Annotated in this window: 15 protein-coding genes and 2 pseudogenes; 9 read left to right on the forward strand and 8 right to left on the reverse strand. The window is 61.3% G+C overall.

Annotated elements, in window-relative coordinates; all coding sequences use genetic code 11:
• The first annotated feature begins 3 nt into the window (after nt 1–3).
• A complete protein-coding gene (locus FHT69_RS17015; RefSeq protein ID WP_097622475.1) occupies nt 4–1458 on the forward strand; it encodes an NAD-dependent succinate-semialdehyde dehydrogenase in 1455 nt (484 codons plus the stop codon).
• 93 nt (nt 1459–1551) lie between these two features.
• On the opposite strand, the pseudogene FHT69_RS17020 reads toward FHT69_RS17015, so the two are convergent.
• From FHT69_RS17020 to FHT69_RS17030, 3 genes and pseudogenes are all read right to left on the reverse strand, one after another.
• A pseudogene (locus FHT69_RS17020) lies at nt 1552–1758 on the reverse strand (RidA family protein); the annotation flags it as partial.
• A gap of 276 nt (nt 1759–2034) precedes the next feature.
• Nucleotides 2035–2943, reverse strand: coding sequence for a myo-inosose-2 dehydratase (iolE, locus tag FHT69_RS17025; protein ID WP_097622478.1), 909 nt, complete (start codon nt 2941–2943; stop codon nt 2035–2037).
• Nucleotides 2944–3017: 74 nt separating this feature from the next.
• Nucleotides 3018–4013 carry a LacI family DNA-binding transcriptional regulator gene (locus FHT69_RS17030; protein WP_097622479.1) on the reverse strand — a complete coding sequence of 332 codons (996 nt, stop codon included), beginning with the start codon at nt 4011–4013 and terminating at the stop codon, nt 3018–3020.
• Nucleotides 4014–4193: 180 nt separating this feature from the next.
• Here FHT69_RS17030 and FHT69_RS17035 point away from each other — a divergent pair, with 180 nt between their 5' ends.
• The 8 genes and pseudogenes from FHT69_RS17035 to FHT69_RS17070 all read left to right on the forward strand — a co-directional run bounded on the left by FHT69_RS17035 (nt 4194) and on the right by FHT69_RS17070 (nt 10538).
• Nucleotides 4194–5144, forward strand: a complete 951-nt coding sequence (locus FHT69_RS17035; RefSeq protein WP_097622480.1) for a sugar ABC transporter substrate-binding protein — start codon at nt 4194–4196, stop codon at nt 5142–5144.
• Between the two features lie 125 nt (nt 5145–5269).
• The gene (locus tag FHT69_RS17040; RefSeq protein WP_097622481.1) at nt 5270–6394 is read left to right on the forward strand and encodes an ABC transporter permease; all 1125 of its coding nucleotides are present in this window, start codon (nt 5270–5272) and stop codon (nt 6392–6394) included.
• A complete protein-coding gene (locus FHT69_RS17045; RefSeq protein WP_097622482.1) occupies nt 6394–7182 on the forward strand; it encodes an ATP-binding cassette domain-containing protein in 789 nt (262 codons plus the stop codon). Before FHT69_RS17040 ends, FHT69_RS17045 begins: the two co-directional genes overlap by 1 nt.
• A 109-nt stretch (nt 7183–7291) precedes the next feature.
• Nucleotides 7292–8074, forward strand: a complete 783-nt coding sequence (locus FHT69_RS17050) for a TIM barrel protein (protein ID WP_097630375.1) — start codon at nt 7292–7294, stop codon at nt 8072–8074.
• Between the two features lie 32 nt (nt 8075–8106).
• Complete coding sequence (locus FHT69_RS17055; RefSeq protein ID WP_097622483.1) at nt 8107–9123, forward strand: Gfo/Idh/MocA family oxidoreductase; 1017 nt, start codon at nt 8107–8109, stop codon at nt 9121–9123.
• 40 nt (nt 9124–9163) lie between these two features.
• Nucleotides 9164–9445 (forward strand): MurR/RpiR family transcriptional regulator, encoded by a 282-nt coding sequence (locus tag FHT69_RS17060; RefSeq protein ID WP_164735888.1) that lies wholly within the window; start codon nt 9164–9166, stop codon nt 9443–9445.
• Between the two features lie 611 nt (nt 9446–10056).
• Nucleotides 10057–10143, forward strand: a pseudogene (locus tag FHT69_RS34675) (AbrB/MazE/SpoVT family DNA-binding domain-containing protein); the annotation flags it as partial.
• A complete protein-coding gene (locus FHT69_RS17070; protein ID WP_097622485.1) occupies nt 10140–10538 on the forward strand; it encodes a type II toxin-antitoxin system VapC family toxin in 399 nt (132 codons plus the stop codon). The pseudogene FHT69_RS34675 and the gene FHT69_RS17070, both read left to right, overlap by 4 nt.
• Nucleotides 10539–10620: 82 nt before the next feature.
• On the opposite strand, the gene FHT69_RS17075 is transcribed toward FHT69_RS17070, so the two are convergent.
• The 5 genes from FHT69_RS17075 to FHT69_RS17095 all read right to left on the reverse strand — a co-directional run bounded on the left by FHT69_RS17075 (nt 10621) and on the right by FHT69_RS17095 (nt 17014).
• Entirely contained in the window at nt 10621–11598 is a 978-nt protein-coding gene (locus FHT69_RS17075) for an ABC transporter ATP-binding protein (RefSeq protein ID WP_097630223.1), read from the reverse strand.
• A 4-nt stretch (nt 11599–11602) separates the two neighbouring features.
• Nucleotides 11603–12430: a carbohydrate ABC transporter permease gene (locus tag FHT69_RS17080; RefSeq protein ID WP_097630224.1), complete on the reverse strand. Its 828-nt coding sequence runs from the start codon at nt 12428–12430 to the stop codon at nt 11603–11605.
• The gene (locus tag FHT69_RS17085; protein ID WP_183905666.1) at nt 12427–13305 is read right to left on the reverse strand and encodes a carbohydrate ABC transporter permease; all 879 of its coding nucleotides are present in this window, start codon (nt 13303–13305) and stop codon (nt 12427–12429) included. Before FHT69_RS17085 ends, FHT69_RS17080 begins: the two co-directional genes overlap by 4 nt.
• Nucleotides 13306–13371: 66 nt before the next feature.
• Entirely contained in the window at nt 13372–14655 is a 1284-nt protein-coding gene (locus tag FHT69_RS17090) for an ABC transporter substrate-binding protein (RefSeq protein ID WP_183905667.1), read from the reverse strand.
• A 37-nt stretch (nt 14656–14692) separates the two neighbouring features.
• Complete coding sequence (locus FHT69_RS17095; RefSeq protein ID WP_183905668.1) at nt 14693–17014, reverse strand: alpha-L-rhamnosidase; 2322 nt, start codon at nt 17012–17014, stop codon at nt 14693–14695.
• Nucleotides 17015–17142 lie beyond the last annotated feature (128 nt).

Raw genomic sequence — 17142 nt, forward strand, 5'->3', positions numbered from 1 at the left:
CCTATGAAGCTCAATGATCCCTCGCTGTTCCGCCAGGCATGCCCCATCGCCGATCGCTGGATCGAAGCCGAAGGCCGCAAGGCGGCGACGGTCCGCAATCCGGCGACGGGCGAGACGCTGGGGGTGGTCCCAGACCTTGGTGCGGCGGAAACGGAGGACGCGATCCGCGCCGCCGTCATTGCCCAGAAGCTTTGGGCGAAGAAGACCGCCGGGGAGCGCGCCAACGTTCTCAAGGCATGGCACCGCCTGATGATCGAAAACCGCGACGATCTGGCGATGATCCTGACGCTGGAGCAGGGAAAACCCCTGGCCGAAGCCAAGGGCGAAATCACCTATGGTGCGAGCTTCATCGAATGGTTCGCCGAAGAGGCACGGCGCATTAACGGCGAGACCATCCCAGGGCATCAGCCGGACAAGCGGATCCTGGTGCTGCGCCAGCCCGCGGGCGTGGTGGCGGCGATCACGCCCTGGAATTTTCCGAACGCGATGATCACCCGCAAGATCGGTCCCGCGCTTGCCGCCGGCTGTGCCGTCGTCCTCAAGCCGGCGCTGCAGACGCCATTCTCCGCCATTGCGATTGCCGTTCTCGCGGAGCGTGCCGGCCTGCCGCCGGGGCTGCTCAACATCGTGACCGGTGACGCAGCGGCCATTGGCGGTGCGCTGACATCAAGCCGTGACATCAGAGTGCTGACATTCACCGGCTCCACCCGGACGGGCGAACTGCTTTACCGGCAATGCGCGCCGACGATCAAAAAGCTCGGCCTCGAGCTTGGCGGCAACGCCCCCTTCATCGTCTTCGACGATGCCGATCTCGACGCTGCCGTCGAAGGCGCGCTCATCGCCAAGTTCCGCAACAACGGCCAGACCTGCGTCTGCGCCAACCGGCTTTATGTCCAGGACGGCGTCTATGAGGCCTTTGCCGCCAAGCTTGCCAAGGCGGTTTCGGGCTTAAAGGTCGGCAATGGTCTCGACCGTGACGTCGTGCTCGGCCCGCTGATCGACGACAACGCCCTTGCCAAGGTCGAAAGCCATATCAGCGACGCCGTTTCAAAGGGCGCCGGGATCGTCTTGGGCGGCAAGCGCCACGCGCTCGGCGGCCATTTCTTCGAGCCGACGATCCTGCGCGATGTCGCTGCCGGCATGCAGGTCGCCCGCGAGGAAACCTTCGGGCCGCTTGCCCCGCTGTTTCGTTTCCGCGACGAAGAGGACGTCATCGAACAGGCAAATGACACCGAGTTCGGACTGGCCTCCTATTTTTACGCGCGCGATCTGTCGCGGGTATTTCGCGTCGCTGAAGCGCTCGAATATGGCATGGTCGGCGTCAATACCGGTCTCGTCTCCACCGCCGAGGCGCCGTTCGGCGGCGTGAAGATGTCGGGCCTCGGCCGCGAAGGCTCAAGGCACGGGTTGGACGAATATACCGAGCTTAAATACGTATGCCTCGGTGGCATTGCCTAAATTGGCCGGGACCAGAATGCCTCTCGTCAGCGTCGACTGTATGTCACATCGGAGCCGCTCGCTGATGTGACGGCTGGGTCGAGGCACGGACCGTCAATTGCCAGTCGCTGCGATAATGCCGATCTCCACGGCGAATTCTGGCCCGGCGAGCCTCGCTTCGACCGTGGCGCGCACCGGCGCATGACCTGGGGACATCCAGGCGTCCCAGACGATATTCATCTCTTCGAACTCGGAGATATCAGCAAGCCAAATGGTTGCGCTGAGGATCCGCGTCGGATTGCTGCCCACGATTTCCAGAAGCGGATTGGGGCAATGGACGAATTCGTCAGCAAGTGTCACCGGTCGACGGGAGCTCGTGGTCGCTTTGGGCAGATTGTGTTGGAAGACTCCACTAGGGCCGCATTCGAAGTGATTTTCACGCGAAACGCGATGAACACAATTCCAACTGTTTGCCTGTGGCGAAACAAGATTGCGCAGAGCCTGTGCAAGCCGTAGTCGCGCAACATCACTTCAGGCAAAATGAGACGCTGATCCGTTGCGGCGTTTGTCAACATAATCCGCCAATAGCGGACATCCTCAAGCGAAAAGCCGACGGACGCGATCAAATGCGTCTGTCACGGCAGGCTTAGGCGGAGCCAATTCGGGGTCCTGCTCAGCCTCAACGACCAACCATCCGCGATAGCGGCCATTCAGCACGAAATCGGCGATGGGGGCGAAATCAACGTCGCCATCACCGGGAACCGTGAACATGCCCCGGCGCACGCCCTCATTGAAGCTGAGATCAACCGCCCTCACCACCTCCATTACCTTGCCACGAACATCCTTGAGATGGATGTGGGCGATCCGGTCGCCGAAGCGATCGATAAGGTGCTTGTAGTCGAAGCCGCCGCCAACCGCGTGTCCGGTGTCCAGAAGAAGGCCGACATCACCTCCAGCTCGGTCGAACAATGTGGAAATTTCGTCAAGGGTCTCTGTGACCATCATGAGATGGTGGTGATACGCGAGCCGGAGGCCATAGGCATCTTGGAGGCGCTTGGCGAATTCCGTAAGCCGGACCGCGTACGCAGCGATTTCGTCGGTGGGCATGACAAGCCTTTTTGACATCGGGGCGTCGAGCGGCGCTCCAGGGGTCATCATCGCCACCTCGCCATAGACCATGACCGAGCTGCCCATGTCGCGAAGAAGGCTGGCATGAGGAGCTACCGCAGCCATCTCGGCCTCGACGTCCCTCTCGGCCAGTTCGCCTGAATGCCATCCCGAGGCCAAGGCCAAACCACGCGAATCCAGAAGCGGTCGAAGAGCGGCGGCGTCGCGGGGAAACTTGCGCCCGAGTTCGACCCCCTGGTAGCCGATTGCGGCCGCATCATCCAGGCAGGTTTCGAGCGGGATGTTCGCGCCCAGGTCCTCAAGAACGTCGTTCGCCCAGGACAACGGACTCACTCCAAGACGGACGCCTGGCGGGAGGGAGGATAGGGACTGGTTCATCTGCGTCTCCAAATTTTGCGCATGGGTTCTCGATCCCGCGCCGCAGGGCGCAGATTCGAATGACAGGTTTCAGATCACGTGGACGACCGGACGACGAGCTTGCCCGGAAGGGAAATGGTCTCTCCTTCGCGCTTGCCAGTGACCATTTCCACGATGAGGTCGACCATCTCGCGGCACGGCTGCTCGTAGGTCGTGAGGCCGAACGCGGGTGTCGCGCCGAGTTCGTAGTTGTCGAAGCCGACGACAGCGATGTCCTCCGGCACGCTAACACCGAACTCGCTGCGGATCGTCTCCATCGCGCCGATCGCCAGGATGTCGTTCTCGCACATCAGGACGTCGACCCGGTCTTCAGGGGAGGTCTTCTTCAAATATTCACGGGCCGAGGCTCCTCCGTCCTCCCGGCTGTAGCGCTCGGCTGAGATGTCCACGATGTGTTCGACACCCTTCTGCCTCCAAAACTCGGCGAAGTGGTGCCTCCGCTTCAATGCGGTCGACAGCGCCGAGGCCCCGGTCATGAAGCCTGGCCGCCGGTAGCCCCGTTCATAAAGGTGGTCCACGATATCCCTCAGGCCGACTTCCGAGTCGCAGACGACCGCCGGGACACCTTCGATCTGGCTATCGCGCGCGAGGACAAACATGGGCGGCATGCCCGGTCCCAAGCGACGGTCGTTCAACGTCTCGTCCCGAAATGCGGTGCCGAGGAGAATGATGGCATCGACCAGGCGCTGGTCGGCATTGAGAAGCGCATGTACATGGTCGAAGTGATTGTTGATGTTGATGAGCATTGCCACGAGACCCGCGGCCTGCAGGCGCTCGGTCAGGGATTCCAGAAACGGAAGTTTCTGCGGGTTGGCGAAGTCGTCGACGAGCACGGCGACCTGATGGGTCACATTCGTCGAAAGGCTGCGCGCGAGCAGATTGGGCGAATAGTTCAGTTTCTCCGCCGCCTCCATGATCTTGCGTTTGGCTTCGTCGGTGATCGACGCGCCGGGCTTGAACGCGCGAATGACCGTCCATTTAGACACCCCCGCCGCCTCCCCCACTTCCTTTGCCGTAGCCCGCTTTCGCATGCCTCTCCCCTGGGATGGAACAAATATTCCATCATCGCCTGCCGATGAAATATCTCTTGCTTTTATAACATCTGACAATAATATGCATCCACTTGCACCCGGGTGCAAGCGATTTTGCACCCGGGTGCAAGATGTTTTTTGGCCGACCTGAGGAGTGGGACGGCATACCAGGAGGAAGAAATGAAAGCTCTGCTGAAGACGCTCGCCATGAGCGCAATCGCATTCGGTGTCGCCACCTCGGCCGCCGTCGCCGTCAAGGCGCAGGAAATCTCCATCATCGCCGTCACGCACGGGCAGGCTTCGGACCCGTTTTGGTCAATCGTCAAGAACGGCATGATGCAGGCTGCCAAGGACAGCAACGTCAAGGTCGACTACCGCGCGCCCGAAACCTTTGACATGGTCGCGATGGGCCAGCTGATCGAAGCCGCCGTCAACCAGCATCCTGCTGGCATCGTCATCTCCAATCCCGATCCGGACGCTCTCGGCCCGGCGATCGAAAAGGCCGTCGCCGCGGGCATCCCGGTCATCTCGATGAACTCGGGCATCGCCGCCCAAGAGAAGCTGGGCATCAGGCTCCATGTGGGCCAGGACGAAACTCCGGCAGGCATCAAGGTCGGCGCGATGCTCAAGTCGCTCGGCCTTAAGCATGTCCTCTGCGTCAACCAGGAAGTCGGCAATGCCGCGCTTGACCAGCGTTGCGCCGGAACCGAGAAGGGCTTTGAAGGCGGCAAGCTAACCGTGCTTCCGACGACCGCCGATCCGGCCGAAATCGAAGCCAAGATTCAGGCTGCCCTGACATCCGATCCGTCAATCGACGTCGTCCTGGGTCTGTCCGCTCCGCTTGTCGGCGAGCGCGCCGTAGCCGTCGTTGAGAAGATGGGCGTTGCCGACAAGGTGAAGGTGGCTTCCTACGACCTGTCCGCCAACTTCCTCCAGGCCGTCGCCGACGGCAAGGCGCTGTTCGCCGTCGACCAGCAGCCCTATCTGCAGGGCTACCTGCCCGTGACCTTCCTCGCGCTCAACGCCCGTTACGGCACCATCCCGGCAGGCAATGTCCCGTCGGGTCCGAGCTTCGTCGAGAAGGACACCGCCGCTTCCGTCATCGAGAAGTCCTCCCAGGGCATTCGCTAAGCGAAGCCCGGCGGTCCCCAACCTCCACGGGGGCCGCCACTCTTGCCTGACGCGCATTGCCATGGAGTCCCTCGCACACTCTGGCTTCGGCGCGACTTGAACGACCATTCGCAAAGGAACGGGCCATGTCCCTCGTCAATGAACAAAACGGCGCGACGGCTTCGCGCGCCGATGAGCGGCTCAAGAAGGTGTCGACCGTCACCTCGCTTCTGCGCCGCCCTGAACTCGGGGCCGTCGCCGGACTTGTGCTCGTTGCAATATTCTTCGTCTTCACCGCGAACCCGGCGATGTTCACGCTCGCGGGCATCATGAACTTCATGGCCCCCGCCGCGCAGCTCGGCATCCTCGCGATAGGAGCTGCCCTGCTCATGATTGGCGGGGAGTTCGACCTCTCCATCGGGTCGATGGTGGCCTTCGCCGGCCTCGTCTTCGGCACAGCTCTCGTCGTGCTCCAGCTTCCCCTCAGCGTCGCCATCCTCATCGCCATGGCTTTCGCGGTCTGCATCGGCGTCACCAACGCCCAGATCACGATCCGGACGGGTTTACCATCGTTCATCGTGACGCTTGCATTCCTCTTCATTCTACGAGGCCTGACACTCGTGGGTCTCAAATGGGCCAGCGGCGGTTCCACCCAGCTCCGTGGAATGAAGGAAGCCGCCGCCAACAGTCCGCTTGCCCCCATCTTCTCGGGCGATGCGTTTGCGGGATTGTTCCGTTGGATGGCCGAGCTCGGCGTAATCGCCAAGCTTCCCAACGGCAATCCGCAGGTGCCCGGCGTTCCCGTCGAAATCCTGTGGTTCATCGCCATCGCGCTCGGTGCGACCTGGCTCCTCCTTCGGACCCGGTTCGGCAACTGGATATTCGCCGCTGGCGGCGATGCATGGGCGGCCCAGAAGTCAGGTGTTCCGGTCCGTCGGGTCAAGACGACGCTCTTTGTGATCACCGCGCTTTGCGCCACCCTCGTTGCCATCCTGACCGTCCTCGATGCCGGCTCTACGGATGCGCGTCGCGGGTTCCAGAAAGAGTTCGAGGCGATCATCGCCGCGGTGATCGGCGGCTGCCTCCTGACGGGCGGCTACGGTTCGGCGATCGGTGCCTTCTTCGGCTCCATCGTGTTCGGCATGGTCCTGATTGGCCTGACCTACACCTCTATCGACCAGGATTGGTATCTCGTCTTCCTCGGCGGCATGCTGCTGATCGCGGTCATCTTCAACAACGTCATCCGCAAGCGCGTTACGGGAGAACGGTGATGAGCAATTCCCAGACGCCCCTCATCGAGGTCAAGGACCTCGTCAAACACTTTGGTTCCGTGATCGCCCTCAACGGCGTGTCGATGAAGGTGCATTCCAACGAAGTTCTGTGCCTGCTAGGGGACAATGGCGCGGGCAAGAGCACGCTGATCAATACGCTCGCTGGCGTGCACAAACCCAGCTCAGGCGAATTCCTCGTCGATGGCCAGCCGAGGCTGTTCTCAGGCCCGCGCGACGCCCTCGATTCGGGCATCGCCACAGTCTACCAAGACCTCGCCATGATCCCGCTGATGTCGGTCACCCGGAACTTCTTCATGGGCCGGGAGCCCCTGAAAGGCTTCGGCCCGTTCAAGACCATGGACATGGACCTCGCCGACAACGTCACGCGCGACGAAATGCACCGTATCGGCATCGATGTTCGCGATCCGCAGCAGGCCGTCGGTACGCTGTCCGGTGGCGAACGCCAGTGCGTCGCCATCGCACGAGCGGTCTACTTCGGCGCAAAGGTCCTGATCCTCGACGAGCCGACGTCGGCCCTCGGCGTGGCCCAGACCTCGATGGTGCTAAAATACGTCAACCAGGTCCGCGCGAAGGGCCTCGGCGTAATCTTTATCACCCACAACGTGCGCCACGCCTACGCAGTCGGAAACCGCTTCACGGTTCTCAACCGCGGCAAGACGCTCGGCACCTTCACGAAGGGCGAGATCAGCATCGACGAGCTTCAGAACCTGATGGCCGGCGGCAAGGAGCTGCAGTCCGTTTCGCAGGAACTCGGAGGCACCATCTAGCCCGCTCCGTGGCCCCGGAGTCCGGAGCCACACCTCACTCCGATCGATGATCGGCTCGATCCAGAAACAAGCCAAGAGGAGTCCGGCGACGACCGGACCAGGTAATGACATGACTTCTTCGTTCCCGCTCGCAGCCTGCGCCGAGATGATCTGGCGCGACAAGCCGATCGAATGGCGCGCCTCCCGTCTCAAAGAACTCGGTTTCGGTGTGGGTCTCTGGAACTGGCCAGAGCACGACATCGGCAAGCTCGAAGCGACCGGAGCGACGTTCACGATCATGAATGGCTATCTGACGGGCCGGCTCACCGATGACGATGGTGCCGCCGAGCTGCTCAAGACGGCCCGCGAGACCGCACAGGTCGGCAAGCGCCTCGGCGTTCAACGCCTGAACCTTCACGGCACCGGACTTGGCGACCGCGGCCTCCCGGTTCAGCCGATCGAGATCGTGACAGGAGCCATGTGGCTCAAGGCCCGCGACACCTTATCCCGCATCGTCGACCTCGCCGAAGAGGAAGGCGTGACATTTACGCTCGAGAACCTGAACCTCCCTGTCGACCATCCAGGGGTCCCGTTCGGCCGCGCCGAGGACACGCTGGCGCTGGTCTCCAGCATTGATCATCCGCGCCTGAGGCTCAATCTCGACCTTTATCACGCGCAGATCGGCGAAGGGAACCTGATCGAGCTGTGCCGCAAATCTCTACCTTGGATCGGCGAGATTCAGGTCGCCGACGTTCCCGGCCGATTTGAACCGGGCACAGGCGAGGTCAACTGGAGTGGCATCGCCAAGGCGCTGGCCGCCATGGGCTATTCCGGTCCGATCGGCATGGAGGCCTGGGCATCCGGAGACTCCGACGTCGCTCTCGAAGCCTTCCGCAAAGCCTTCACTCTCTGACAGTTCAAGTCTCCCAAAACAGGAACAAGAAAATGCCTAAGAAACCCGTCAACATCGGCCTCATCGGAGCCGGCCGCATCGGCTCCTTCCATGGCGAGACCGTCGCCCGTCGTCTGGTCGATGCCGAACTCGTCGCCATTGCCGACCCGGCTCCCGGTGCCGCCGCAAACCTAGCCGCCAAGCTTGACGTCGACGCCTCCTATACTGATGTCGCCGAGCTGCTCGCCCATCCAGGCCTCGACGCCGTGATCATCGCCACGCCCGCCCGCTTCCACACCAATGTCGTCGTTCAGGCGGCCGAGGCCGGAAAGGCCGTGTTTTGCGAGAAGCCGATGGCTCTTACCCTCGAAGACGCCGAGCGTGCCGTTGCCGCCGCCAAGTCGGCTGGCGTCCCTCTCCAGGTCGGCTTCAATCGACGCTGGGATCAGGCTTTCGCCGAAGGCCGGGCAGCAATCGACGCCGGGAAGGTCGGCACTCCCCAGCTCATCCGCTCGCTTACCCGTGATCCCGGCCCGTTCGGTGCCGATCCGGACCGCATTCCCCTCTGGACCATCTTCTACGAGACCCTGATCCACGACTTCGACACGCTGCTGTGGCTGAACCCCGGTGCGAAGGTCACCGAGGTCTACGCCGTTGGCGACGCGTTGGTCCGCCCGGACGCCAAGGACGAAGGATTTCTCGATACCGCCGTCGTCACCATCCGGTTCGACAACGGCTCCGTGGCCGTGGCGGAAGCCAACTTCTGCGCCATGTATGGCTATGACATCCGCGGCGAGGTGTTCGGCTCAGGCGGCATGATCACCATGGGAGACGTCCGCCGCTCCAGCATGACCATGTTCGATAAGGACGGCGTGTCCAACGACACATGGCGTCGCGACACCGACCACTTCATCCACGGCTATACCGCCCAACTCGCCTCGTTCGCGAAGACGGTTCGCGAAGGCAAGCTCTCCGGAGGTGCGACGGGGCACGACGCCCGCCAGGCGCTGGCGATCGCGCTCGCTTGCATCGAGTCGGTCCAGAAGAACGCCCCCGTGCCCGTGAAGTGATGTCAACGAACTCGGCCGCGATCAATCCGGAGCTATGGACATGATTGACATAGAGCGATCGGCGCGGCCGACGACAATCAAGGACCTCAAAGGTCTGGTAGTATCCCGGACAGTGGTCCTGCCGGATCAACTTAAAAAGGTCGCACAGTTCGCGTTCGAGCGTCCCGAGGAAATGGCCTTCGGCACCATCAAGTCGATCTCCGTCTCGTGTGGGGTCGCACCGCAGACGGTTCTGCGCCTTGCACATGCGTTCGGTTTCAATTGCTTCCGAGACTTCAAGGCACTATTCCGAGCACATCTTCGGAATATCGCAATAGACTGAGGTAGTGTGTTGGCATTCATCGAGCTATTGCCGCGTGCGCGGAAGGAGCTCCAGCCATCACCGCCGAGAATGGATGTGTAAGACGGGAATGTCGCTCAGGTCGGCTCGAACACGAGAGATCGTCTCGGGCGCGCGGGCGACGACACCCGCCAGTTCCACGCCCTTGCCGCTTGGATGAACGGAGCATGGAAATGCTGCCCTCGGGTTCCATAGCCGACGAGTCCTAAGCGCATCGTCTCAAACTTCCAGCGCCGCGCAATCGTTGCTCGTCAAATCGCCTGCGGTGCGTAGTCGCTCGGCTCCGTCGGAGCGACGGCTTGGAGAAGGTTGACGGAACGAACCAGACCTTCCGTGCTCGACAGTTATGACGTCCTCGTGCGCGATCGACAGCCAGCCGTAATCGTTCATGCTGAGACGGTAGCAGAACTCGCGCTAGCAGCTCTCGCCGTGGCCGTAGCAGAGCTTGATGTAGCTCCACGAGGGAGCGGCGATGTTCACGATCGAGCCGCTCTGCAACCGGCTCGTCGTCGCCTGGACAGATGCGTTGAGAAACGTGTCCTTGGCATGAAAGTGATAAACGGCCTCGCCGAGGGCGTCGATCGCGGCAAGAGGGCCGGCGTGCTGGCAAGCCGAAAAAGCCGTTGACCAACGAAGAGATAAACGAAATCGCAGCTTCAGGCTGGGCCGGCGAGGAATGAAAGTTTCAGTGGATACCAACATTCTTGTTCGGGCCGTCCTGCAGGACGATGCCGAGCAGGGAAAGTCAGCGGCAAAACTCCTCAAGGAAGCATCGCTGATTGCGGTTTCGCTGTCGAGCCTATGCGAGCTGGCTTGGATACTGCATCGAGGCGCCAAGCTATCGAAGGAAGATGTTGCCCAGACGGTTCACGACCTGCTCAACGCGGGCAATGTGGCAATGAACCGCCCTGCGGTCGAAGCAGGACTGGAGATGTTGGAAGCGGGTGGCGATTTCGCAGATGGCGTGATTGCCCATGAAGGAGCATGGCTTGGCGGCGAGACCGTCGTGTCTTTCGACAAGCAGGCGGTCGAACTGCTAGTCCGCCAAGGCCAACCCGCGCGACTTCTCGCCTGACACTCCACAGACTTTTCAGCGAGATGTTGGCCGGCGCTTTTCGTCTGACACTCAATTGGATCGATGCCAAGGGGCGCGCGCCTCAGAACCGATGCTCCGCTCCCTCGACCGGATTTGCCCAGACCGTCATACCGGGCGCAAACGGAGTCTCGCCTTCGGCGCGAACGACCATCTCGCCGAGTTCGGGGACCTCGAGGTAGAGGATCGCGTCGGCGCCAAGCCGCTCCAGATGCCGGATCCTGCCCTGCCATTGTCCGGCGCCTTGCGAAAGCCTGATATGTTCGGGGCGGATGCCGTAGGTCGTGCAGTTCAATCGCCGTGCCGTCTCGCCGCCGTACAGGTTCATCTTCGGGCTGCCGATGAAGCCGGCGACGAAGGGTGTCGCGGGGTTACGGTAGAGCTCCATCGGACTGCCGATCTGCTCGACCACCCCGCCATTCAGGACGACGATCTTGTCTGCCATCGTCATCGCTTCGACCTGGTCGTGGGTGACATAGATCATCGTCGATTTCAGCCGGGCGTGCAGATCTGATATTTCAAGGCGCATCTGGGCTCGGAGCGAAGCGTCGAGATTGGAGAGCGGCTCGTCGAACAGGAAGACCTTGGGATCGCGGATGATCGCCCGGCCGATGGCGACGCGCTGCCTCTGGCCGCCGGAGAGGGCTTTCGGCTTTCTCTCCAAGAGCTGGGTGAGCTGCAGCGTTTCCGCCGTCGCCGCGACCTTGGCGGCGATTTCCGCCTTCGGACGGTGGGCGAGCGAAAGGCCGAAGCCGATATTTTCGGCGACGGTCATATGCGGGTAGAGCGCGTAGCTCTGGAACACCATGGCAATGCCGCGTTCCGAGGGCTCGGCATAGGTCACGTCCTTGCCGCCGATGGTCAACGTGCCTGAGGTCGTGTCTTCCAGGCCGGCGATGATGCGCAGCAGCGTCGACTTCCCGCATCCTGACGGACCGACGAACACCACGAACTCGCCGGAGGCAACCTCGAGATCAACCCCTTTGATGACTTCGAGGGCGCCAAAGCTCTTGCGAACCTGTTTCAGAGTGAGCTCAGCCATTTTGCTACCCCTTTACGCCGCCGGCCGTCATACCCGCGACGATCTGCCGGTTGAAGAAGATGAAGACGATCAGCGGCGGGATCGTCACGAGGAGGATGTTCATGAAGAGCAGATTGTACTGGCTCGTATACATGCTCTGGAAATTATAGAGCGTCAGCTGCACCGTGACGTTCTCCTTGCCGGGAAGGTAGTAGAGCGGATTGGTGAAATCGTTGAAGATCGCGATTGACTGCACGACGACATTGGTCACGGTCACCGGTTTCAGAAGCGGCAGGACCACTCTGAAAAAAATCTGCCGGGGTTTGGCGCCGTCGATCAGCGCCGCCTCATCGAGATCGCGCGGTATGGTCGAGATGAATGACCGATAAAGCAATACTGAAAACGAGAGATTATAGGCGACCTGGATCAGGATCATCCCGGTCATGGTCTTGAACAGGCCGATATCCTGCAACAGGCCGATGGTGGGCACCACGGCCGGCGGCATCATCAGGCCCATGAAGAGGGCAATAGAGGCCACCCTGTTCCAGACGGTCTTGCGGCGCTGCATGACATATCCGACCATCGCCGACAGCAGGATCAGGATGGTGACCGAGACGACCGTGATCAGGGTGGAGTTGAAATAGGCAAGCGCAAGCTGATAGTCGCGGGCCTTGAAGACGGCCACCAGATTATCCCAGAACAGCCAATGCTCGGGCAATTCGAAATCGAGCCGGGACGCTTCGGATTTCGATTTGACCGCCTGGAGAGCGACGAAGACGAACGGCATGACGAAGATGATCGCCGCCACCGCAAGGGCCATCGCGCCGGTCACATAAGGGCGGACGTTTCTCATTCCCCGACCTCGCGCCGGTTGAACCACAGGGTAAAGGGCAGGATGATTGCAGCGATCAGCGCAAACAGGATGACGTTTCCGGCCGTCGACAGGCCATAGAAACCCGCCTGGTATTGCTTGTAGATGACCGAGGCGATCACGTCGGAGGAGAAGCCAGGCCCGCCGCGGGTCATGGCCCATATCAGATCGAAGGAGCGGAGCCCGCCGATCAGCGACAATGTCACGACGATGACGGTGGCCGGACGCACGAGCGGCAGGGTGATCCGGGAAAATTGCTGGAGACGCGTGGCGCCGTCAATTCTCGCCGCCTCGTAATAATCGGGGCTGATTGCGGCAAGACCGGCGATGAAGATCAGGGTGGCGAGGCCGACACCCTTCCAGACATCGACCAGAGCCACCGAAAAAAGCGCGAAGGCCGGATTGGTGAGCCATCCAGGTCCCGGAATGCCGAGCGTCTCGAGTGTGCCATTGATGATACCCTTGGTCGGATGCATCATCACCGTGAAGGTGATGCCAATGCCGATCGTCGAGACCAGGACGGGGAAGAAGACCAGCGTGCGCAGGAAACCGCGGGCGAAGATATTGCTGGTGAGCAGCACAGCCAACAGCAGTCCGCAGACCGTCTTCAGGCCGGAGGTCGTCACGGCGTAGATCAGCGTGTTGACGAGCCCTTTGACTAGAAACGGTTCGGAAAAGAATTGCCGAAAGTTTTCAAGCCCGATGAATTCGGCCGTCGAAAGATCCCAGCGCGTCAGGCTGAACCAGAGAGACGATATCGTCGGAAACAGAAACAGCACGCCGTAGATGACGGCGGCGGGAATGAAAAACCAGAGCGGGTAGGGCGACTTGCGCGAGCGGCGGCGTGTCTCGGTCATCTCTATCTCTTCGATCGGGTGGAACCTCGCTCCGTCAGGAGCGAGGATAACTGGCCCGAAAGACCGCTACCAGTTGGGCAGGCCGAGCTGCTTGGCCTGCTTGCGGACATCGTCGTCGTAGAGTTTCGCTGCCTCGGCGGGCTGGCGAATGCCGGAGCCGACCTCGACGGTGATCTGCTCGAGAGCCGGTCCCTTGATCGGCGAAACGAATTCCAGCGCCGGCGTCGTCTTGTCCTTGGCCTCGAAATAGGGGAGCATGTCCTTGATCGCAGGCGGTACGCTAGCTGGCAGGTCGCAGCCGTCGATCAGGGAAGGCCCCTGAACGGCGTTGGTTTCCACCATGATCTTGCAGGCCTCGACGCTTCCGGCGAAATCGACGAATTTCCGTGCTTCCTCGGCGTGCTGGCTGGTCACCGGAATGTAAAGGGCTGGCGGCATCCAGACCGTCAAGCCGTTGGTCGCAGCGTCGTCGCTCGGCTGCGCGAAAAAGCCGACATCGTTGAGGTTGTCCGGATAATTCTGTTTGAGGGCGCCGACCGCGAAGCTCAGCATCGGATAATGCGCCGCCTCGCCGGTTGCGACCATTCTCAGGCCATCGTCGTAGCTTGCCGCGCCAAAATCTTCGTTCATCAGACCGGCGTCGTGAACGTCCTTCAGACGTTCGAAGCCCTTCAGGGCCGCAGGCGTCTCGGCGTATTTTGCCTTGTTGGCGGTATAGTCTGCGGCGAAGTTCGGCACAGCCGCATGCAGGTTGTAATAGTCAGCCAGAACGAACAGCTGCGAGGTCCAGGTGTCGCGATAGGTCTGCGCCACGGCGACCTTTCCGGCAGCTTTGACCTTCGCGTTGATCGCCATGAAGTCGGCCCATGTCTTCGGGACGGAGAGGCCGAGGTCCTGGTAGATTTTCCTGTTGTAGAGGATCCCGCCTGCCATCGCCGTGCCGAAGGGAACGCCATAGAGCTTGCCATCGGCACGCACGACCGCTTTGAAACTTTCGTCGACCTTCGCTTGCGACGACAGGCCGCTCAGATCGACAAGCGTCTGCGTCGGTTTCAGCGCCTGTAAGAGCGAACCGGAATTGTAGAGAAATACATCGGACATCTCGCCGGTCGCAAGCCGCGTCTTGATGATGTTGTCACCTTCGCCGCCACCGGCCCGCGGCTCGATTTCGATCGTCACGTCGGGTGCTTTTGCCTGATAGGCGGCAACCAGTGCCTCGGCCGCCGCGACTGTGTCCGGGTTATTGTCGATAAGGAATGACAGCGTGACTTCCGCATGCGACGGACCGGCCGCGACCAATGCCAAAAGCGCGGACGTGCCGGCAAGAATGAGCTTTATCCGATGTGTCATGACGTTCCTCCTCTGAACGGTGTGACGTGTATGCTCCTCAAGATTCGGGTAGGGAAAAGACCAGTCTGTGTGTTCCGGCGGGAAGAACGGCTTCTTCGGCCACAGGCGCTCCATTGAGCGATGGGTTTTGATGTCGCTTTCCGGGCCGGAAGCGACCGATGCAGCCTTCCGGAAGCGTCAGCACATAGGTGACTTCGTTGCCGTCGCACTGCCAGCCAACCTCGATGCGCCCTTGGCTCACGTCATGATGGGCTGAAACCGGCGAAAGGGACGGAATCGGCGCGGGATCGACGATCACCTCGGCAAATCCCGGTGCGCGCGGGCTCGGCGAAATCCCGGCGACGCTTTCGAACAGCCATTGGCAGACGGCGCCATAGGCATAGTGGTTGTAGCTGTTCATGTCGGGTTCGTAGATGGTGCCGTCGGGCGCCATGGAATCCCAGCGCTCCCAGATCGTCGTCGCTCCCTTCGATACCTGATAGAGCCAGCCCGGTACATCTTCCTGCAGGAAGACCTTTTCGGCCAGATCGTCCATCCCAAGCTTCGTCAGCGCCGGCAGCAGGGCAGGCGTGCCGATGAAGCCGGTGCCGATCTTGTAGTCGGCATCGATGATCACCTGCCGGAAATGCTGCTGCGCGGCTTGCTTGTGCTCGGCCGGTATCAACTCGTGGAGGAAGGCGAGCGCATAGGACGTCTGGTCGTTATGCGCGAGCCGTCCCGATGGCGTGATGAATTCGTTGGTGAATGCCCGCCGGATCTCGTCGGCGCGGCTTTTCATTCGCTCTTCAAGCGCATGCTCGCCGAGCGTGGCTGCGATCCTTGCCAGAAGGTCGGTCGAGATGAAGTGGTAGAGCGTCGCCGCGCAATCGTCGGCGATCGTCGGGCGAGGCTTCCGGTTGTCGCCGACCGGCTGCAGCCAGTCGCCGAAGGTGAAGCCGCGGGCACCCCAATGCGACGGCGGGCGCACCAGCGGACCATCCGAGATCGACCAGACGAAATCGACCCAACGCACCATCGAATCCAGGCATTCCGCCAGGACTGCCCGGTCGCCGTAATGGGTATAGAGTACCCAGGGGATGACGACAATCGCGTCGCCCCAGCCGGTCGAGCCGGCATAGCCCGGGAAGTTGGCCGGATGCAGACGTGTCGGATCCGGCGAAAAATGCGAGACGGCGCCGTCCTCGCGCTGGTCGGCCATCACGTCGCGCAGATATTTCCTCAGGAAGGATTGGCTGTCGCTCAGCCAGCAAGCGGTTGCGGCAAATACCTGGGCGTCGCCCGTCCAGCCCAAACGTTCGTCGCGTTGCGGGCAATCGGTGGGTACTTCGACGAAATTGGCGCGCTGCGACCAGATGGTATTCTCGACGAGGCGATTGACCAGCGCATTGCCCGAGGTGAAACCGCCGGCCGGATCGGGGACCGACGAGATCGGGACGGATGCGATCGACAGGATCTTTGCGTCGCCTGTGATGGTCACTCGCGCATAACGGAAACCATGGAAGGAGAAATGCGGCGCGTAGGTTTCGTCGCCGTCGCCACGCAGCGTGTAGACGGTATGGGCGGCCGCCGTGCGATAGTTGCGATTATCGAAATGACGGCCGGGGCCGAGAACCTCCGAATGCTCCACCCGAATTTCGGCACCGGCGGTTCCGCGGACCGTATATCTGGCATAGCCGCCGACATTCTGGCCGAAATCGTAGACGGTCCTGCCGTTATCGTCGGTCCAGCTGTCAACCGGGGTGAGTGGCCGCAACTCGCGCACTGCAGCCGTTTCATGCGCGACAAGCAGCGCCCTGTCGAAGTCCAGCTTCTCGGTGCCATGGGTCTCGGCGTAATTTTCCTGGCGGGCATCATAGATTTCGCCGAAGTAGATCCCGGACTTCAGGATCGGCAGAAGACCGCTTCGCCATGTGGTGTCGGTGGAAAGAAGGTTGCCATCCGGTCCGAGCAGATCGGCGATGGCGCCGATCCTGTTGCCCCAGCAATTCGGGATCGCCTGGGCGCCCCACATCAAAGGCGACCGATACCATCCGTCGGCAAGCCAGATTTCGATGCGGTTCTGGCCCGGCTTGAGCAGATCCGAGACATCATATCGCTGATAGGCAAGGCGATCGTCGTAGTTGGTCCAGCCGGGTGTCAACAGGTCGTCGCCGACGCGAACGCCGTTGATGAAGCAGCGGTAGAGGCCAAGTGCGGAGATAAAGAGCTCGACGGGAAGCTTGGCGCCATCATGTTCAAAAGTCTTGGAGACGAAGCTTGCGGCCGTTCCCTGACCGCTATCCGATAGTGGCGCGATCATATCCCCGGACCAGGCACGCAAAACGAGGTTGCCGCTGATGGCTGCCGGCTGAAAGTTCATCAAGTCCTCCCGACGAGTTGTAGAACGTTCTCCATATAACGTTCTACATTTTCTTCTGAAGCGCAATAGAATTTTCGTTGCCAGTCTGTCATGGTGGTTCTGCGGGCAATGTTGGCGGCCCGCAGCCG

It is taken from the genome of Rhizobium sp. BK008 (assembly GCF_014197345.1).
Lineage (GTDB): Bacteria > Pseudomonadota > Alphaproteobacteria > Rhizobiales > Rhizobiaceae > Rhizobium > Rhizobium anhuiense.

Coding starts and splice junctions, on each gene's coding strand:
- FHT69_RS17080 (WP_097630224.1), bottom strand. CDS start 12,430: ATGAGAAACGTCCGCCCTTATGTGACCGGCGCGATGGCCCTTGCGGTG.
- FHT69_RS17050 (WP_097630375.1), top strand. CDS start 7,292: ATGACTTCTTCGTTCCCGCTCGCAGCCTGCGCCGAGATGATCTGGCGC.
- FHT69_RS17045 (WP_097622482.1), top strand. CDS start 6,394: ATGAGCAATTCCCAGACGCCCCTCATCGAGGTCAAGGACCTCGTCAAA.
- FHT69_RS17035 (WP_097622480.1), top strand. CDS start 4,194: ATGAAAGCTCTGCTGAAGACGCTCGCCATGAGCGCAATCGCATTCGGT.
- FHT69_RS17055 (WP_097622483.1), top strand. CDS start 8,107: ATGCCTAAGAAACCCGTCAACATCGGCCTCATCGGAGCCGGCCGCATC.
- FHT69_RS17075 (WP_097630223.1), bottom strand. CDS start 11,598: ATGGCTGAGCTCACTCTGAAACAGGTTCGCAAGAGCTTTGGCGCCCTC.
- iolE (WP_097622478.1), bottom strand. CDS start 2,943: ATGAACCAGTCCCTATCCTCCCTCCCGCCAGGCGTCCGTCTTGGAGTG.
- FHT69_RS17090 (WP_183905667.1), bottom strand. CDS start 14,655: ATGACACATCGGATAAAGCTCATTCTTGCCGGCACGTCCGCGCTTTTG.
- FHT69_RS17085 (WP_183905666.1), bottom strand. CDS start 13,305: ATGACCGAGACACGCCGCCGCTCGCGCAAGTCGCCCTACCCGCTCTGG.
- FHT69_RS17015 (WP_097622475.1), top strand. CDS start 4: ATGAAGCTCAATGATCCCTCGCTGTTCCGCCAGGCATGCCCCATCGCC.
- FHT69_RS17030 (WP_097622479.1), bottom strand. CDS start 4,013: ATGCGAAAGCGGGCTACGGCAAAGGAAGTGGGGGAGGCGGCGGGGGTG.
- FHT69_RS17060 (WP_164735888.1), top strand. CDS start 9,164: ATGATTGACATAGAGCGATCGGCGCGGCCGACGACAATCAAGGACCTC.
- FHT69_RS17095 (WP_183905668.1), bottom strand. CDS start 17,014: ATGAACTTTCAGCCGGCAGCCATCAGCGGCAACCTCGTTTTGCGTGCC.
- FHT69_RS17070 (WP_097622485.1), top strand. CDS start 10,140: ATGAAAGTTTCAGTGGATACCAACATTCTTGTTCGGGCCGTCCTGCAG.
- FHT69_RS17040 (WP_097622481.1), top strand. CDS start 5,270: ATGTCCCTCGTCAATGAACAAAACGGCGCGACGGCTTCGCGCGCCGAT.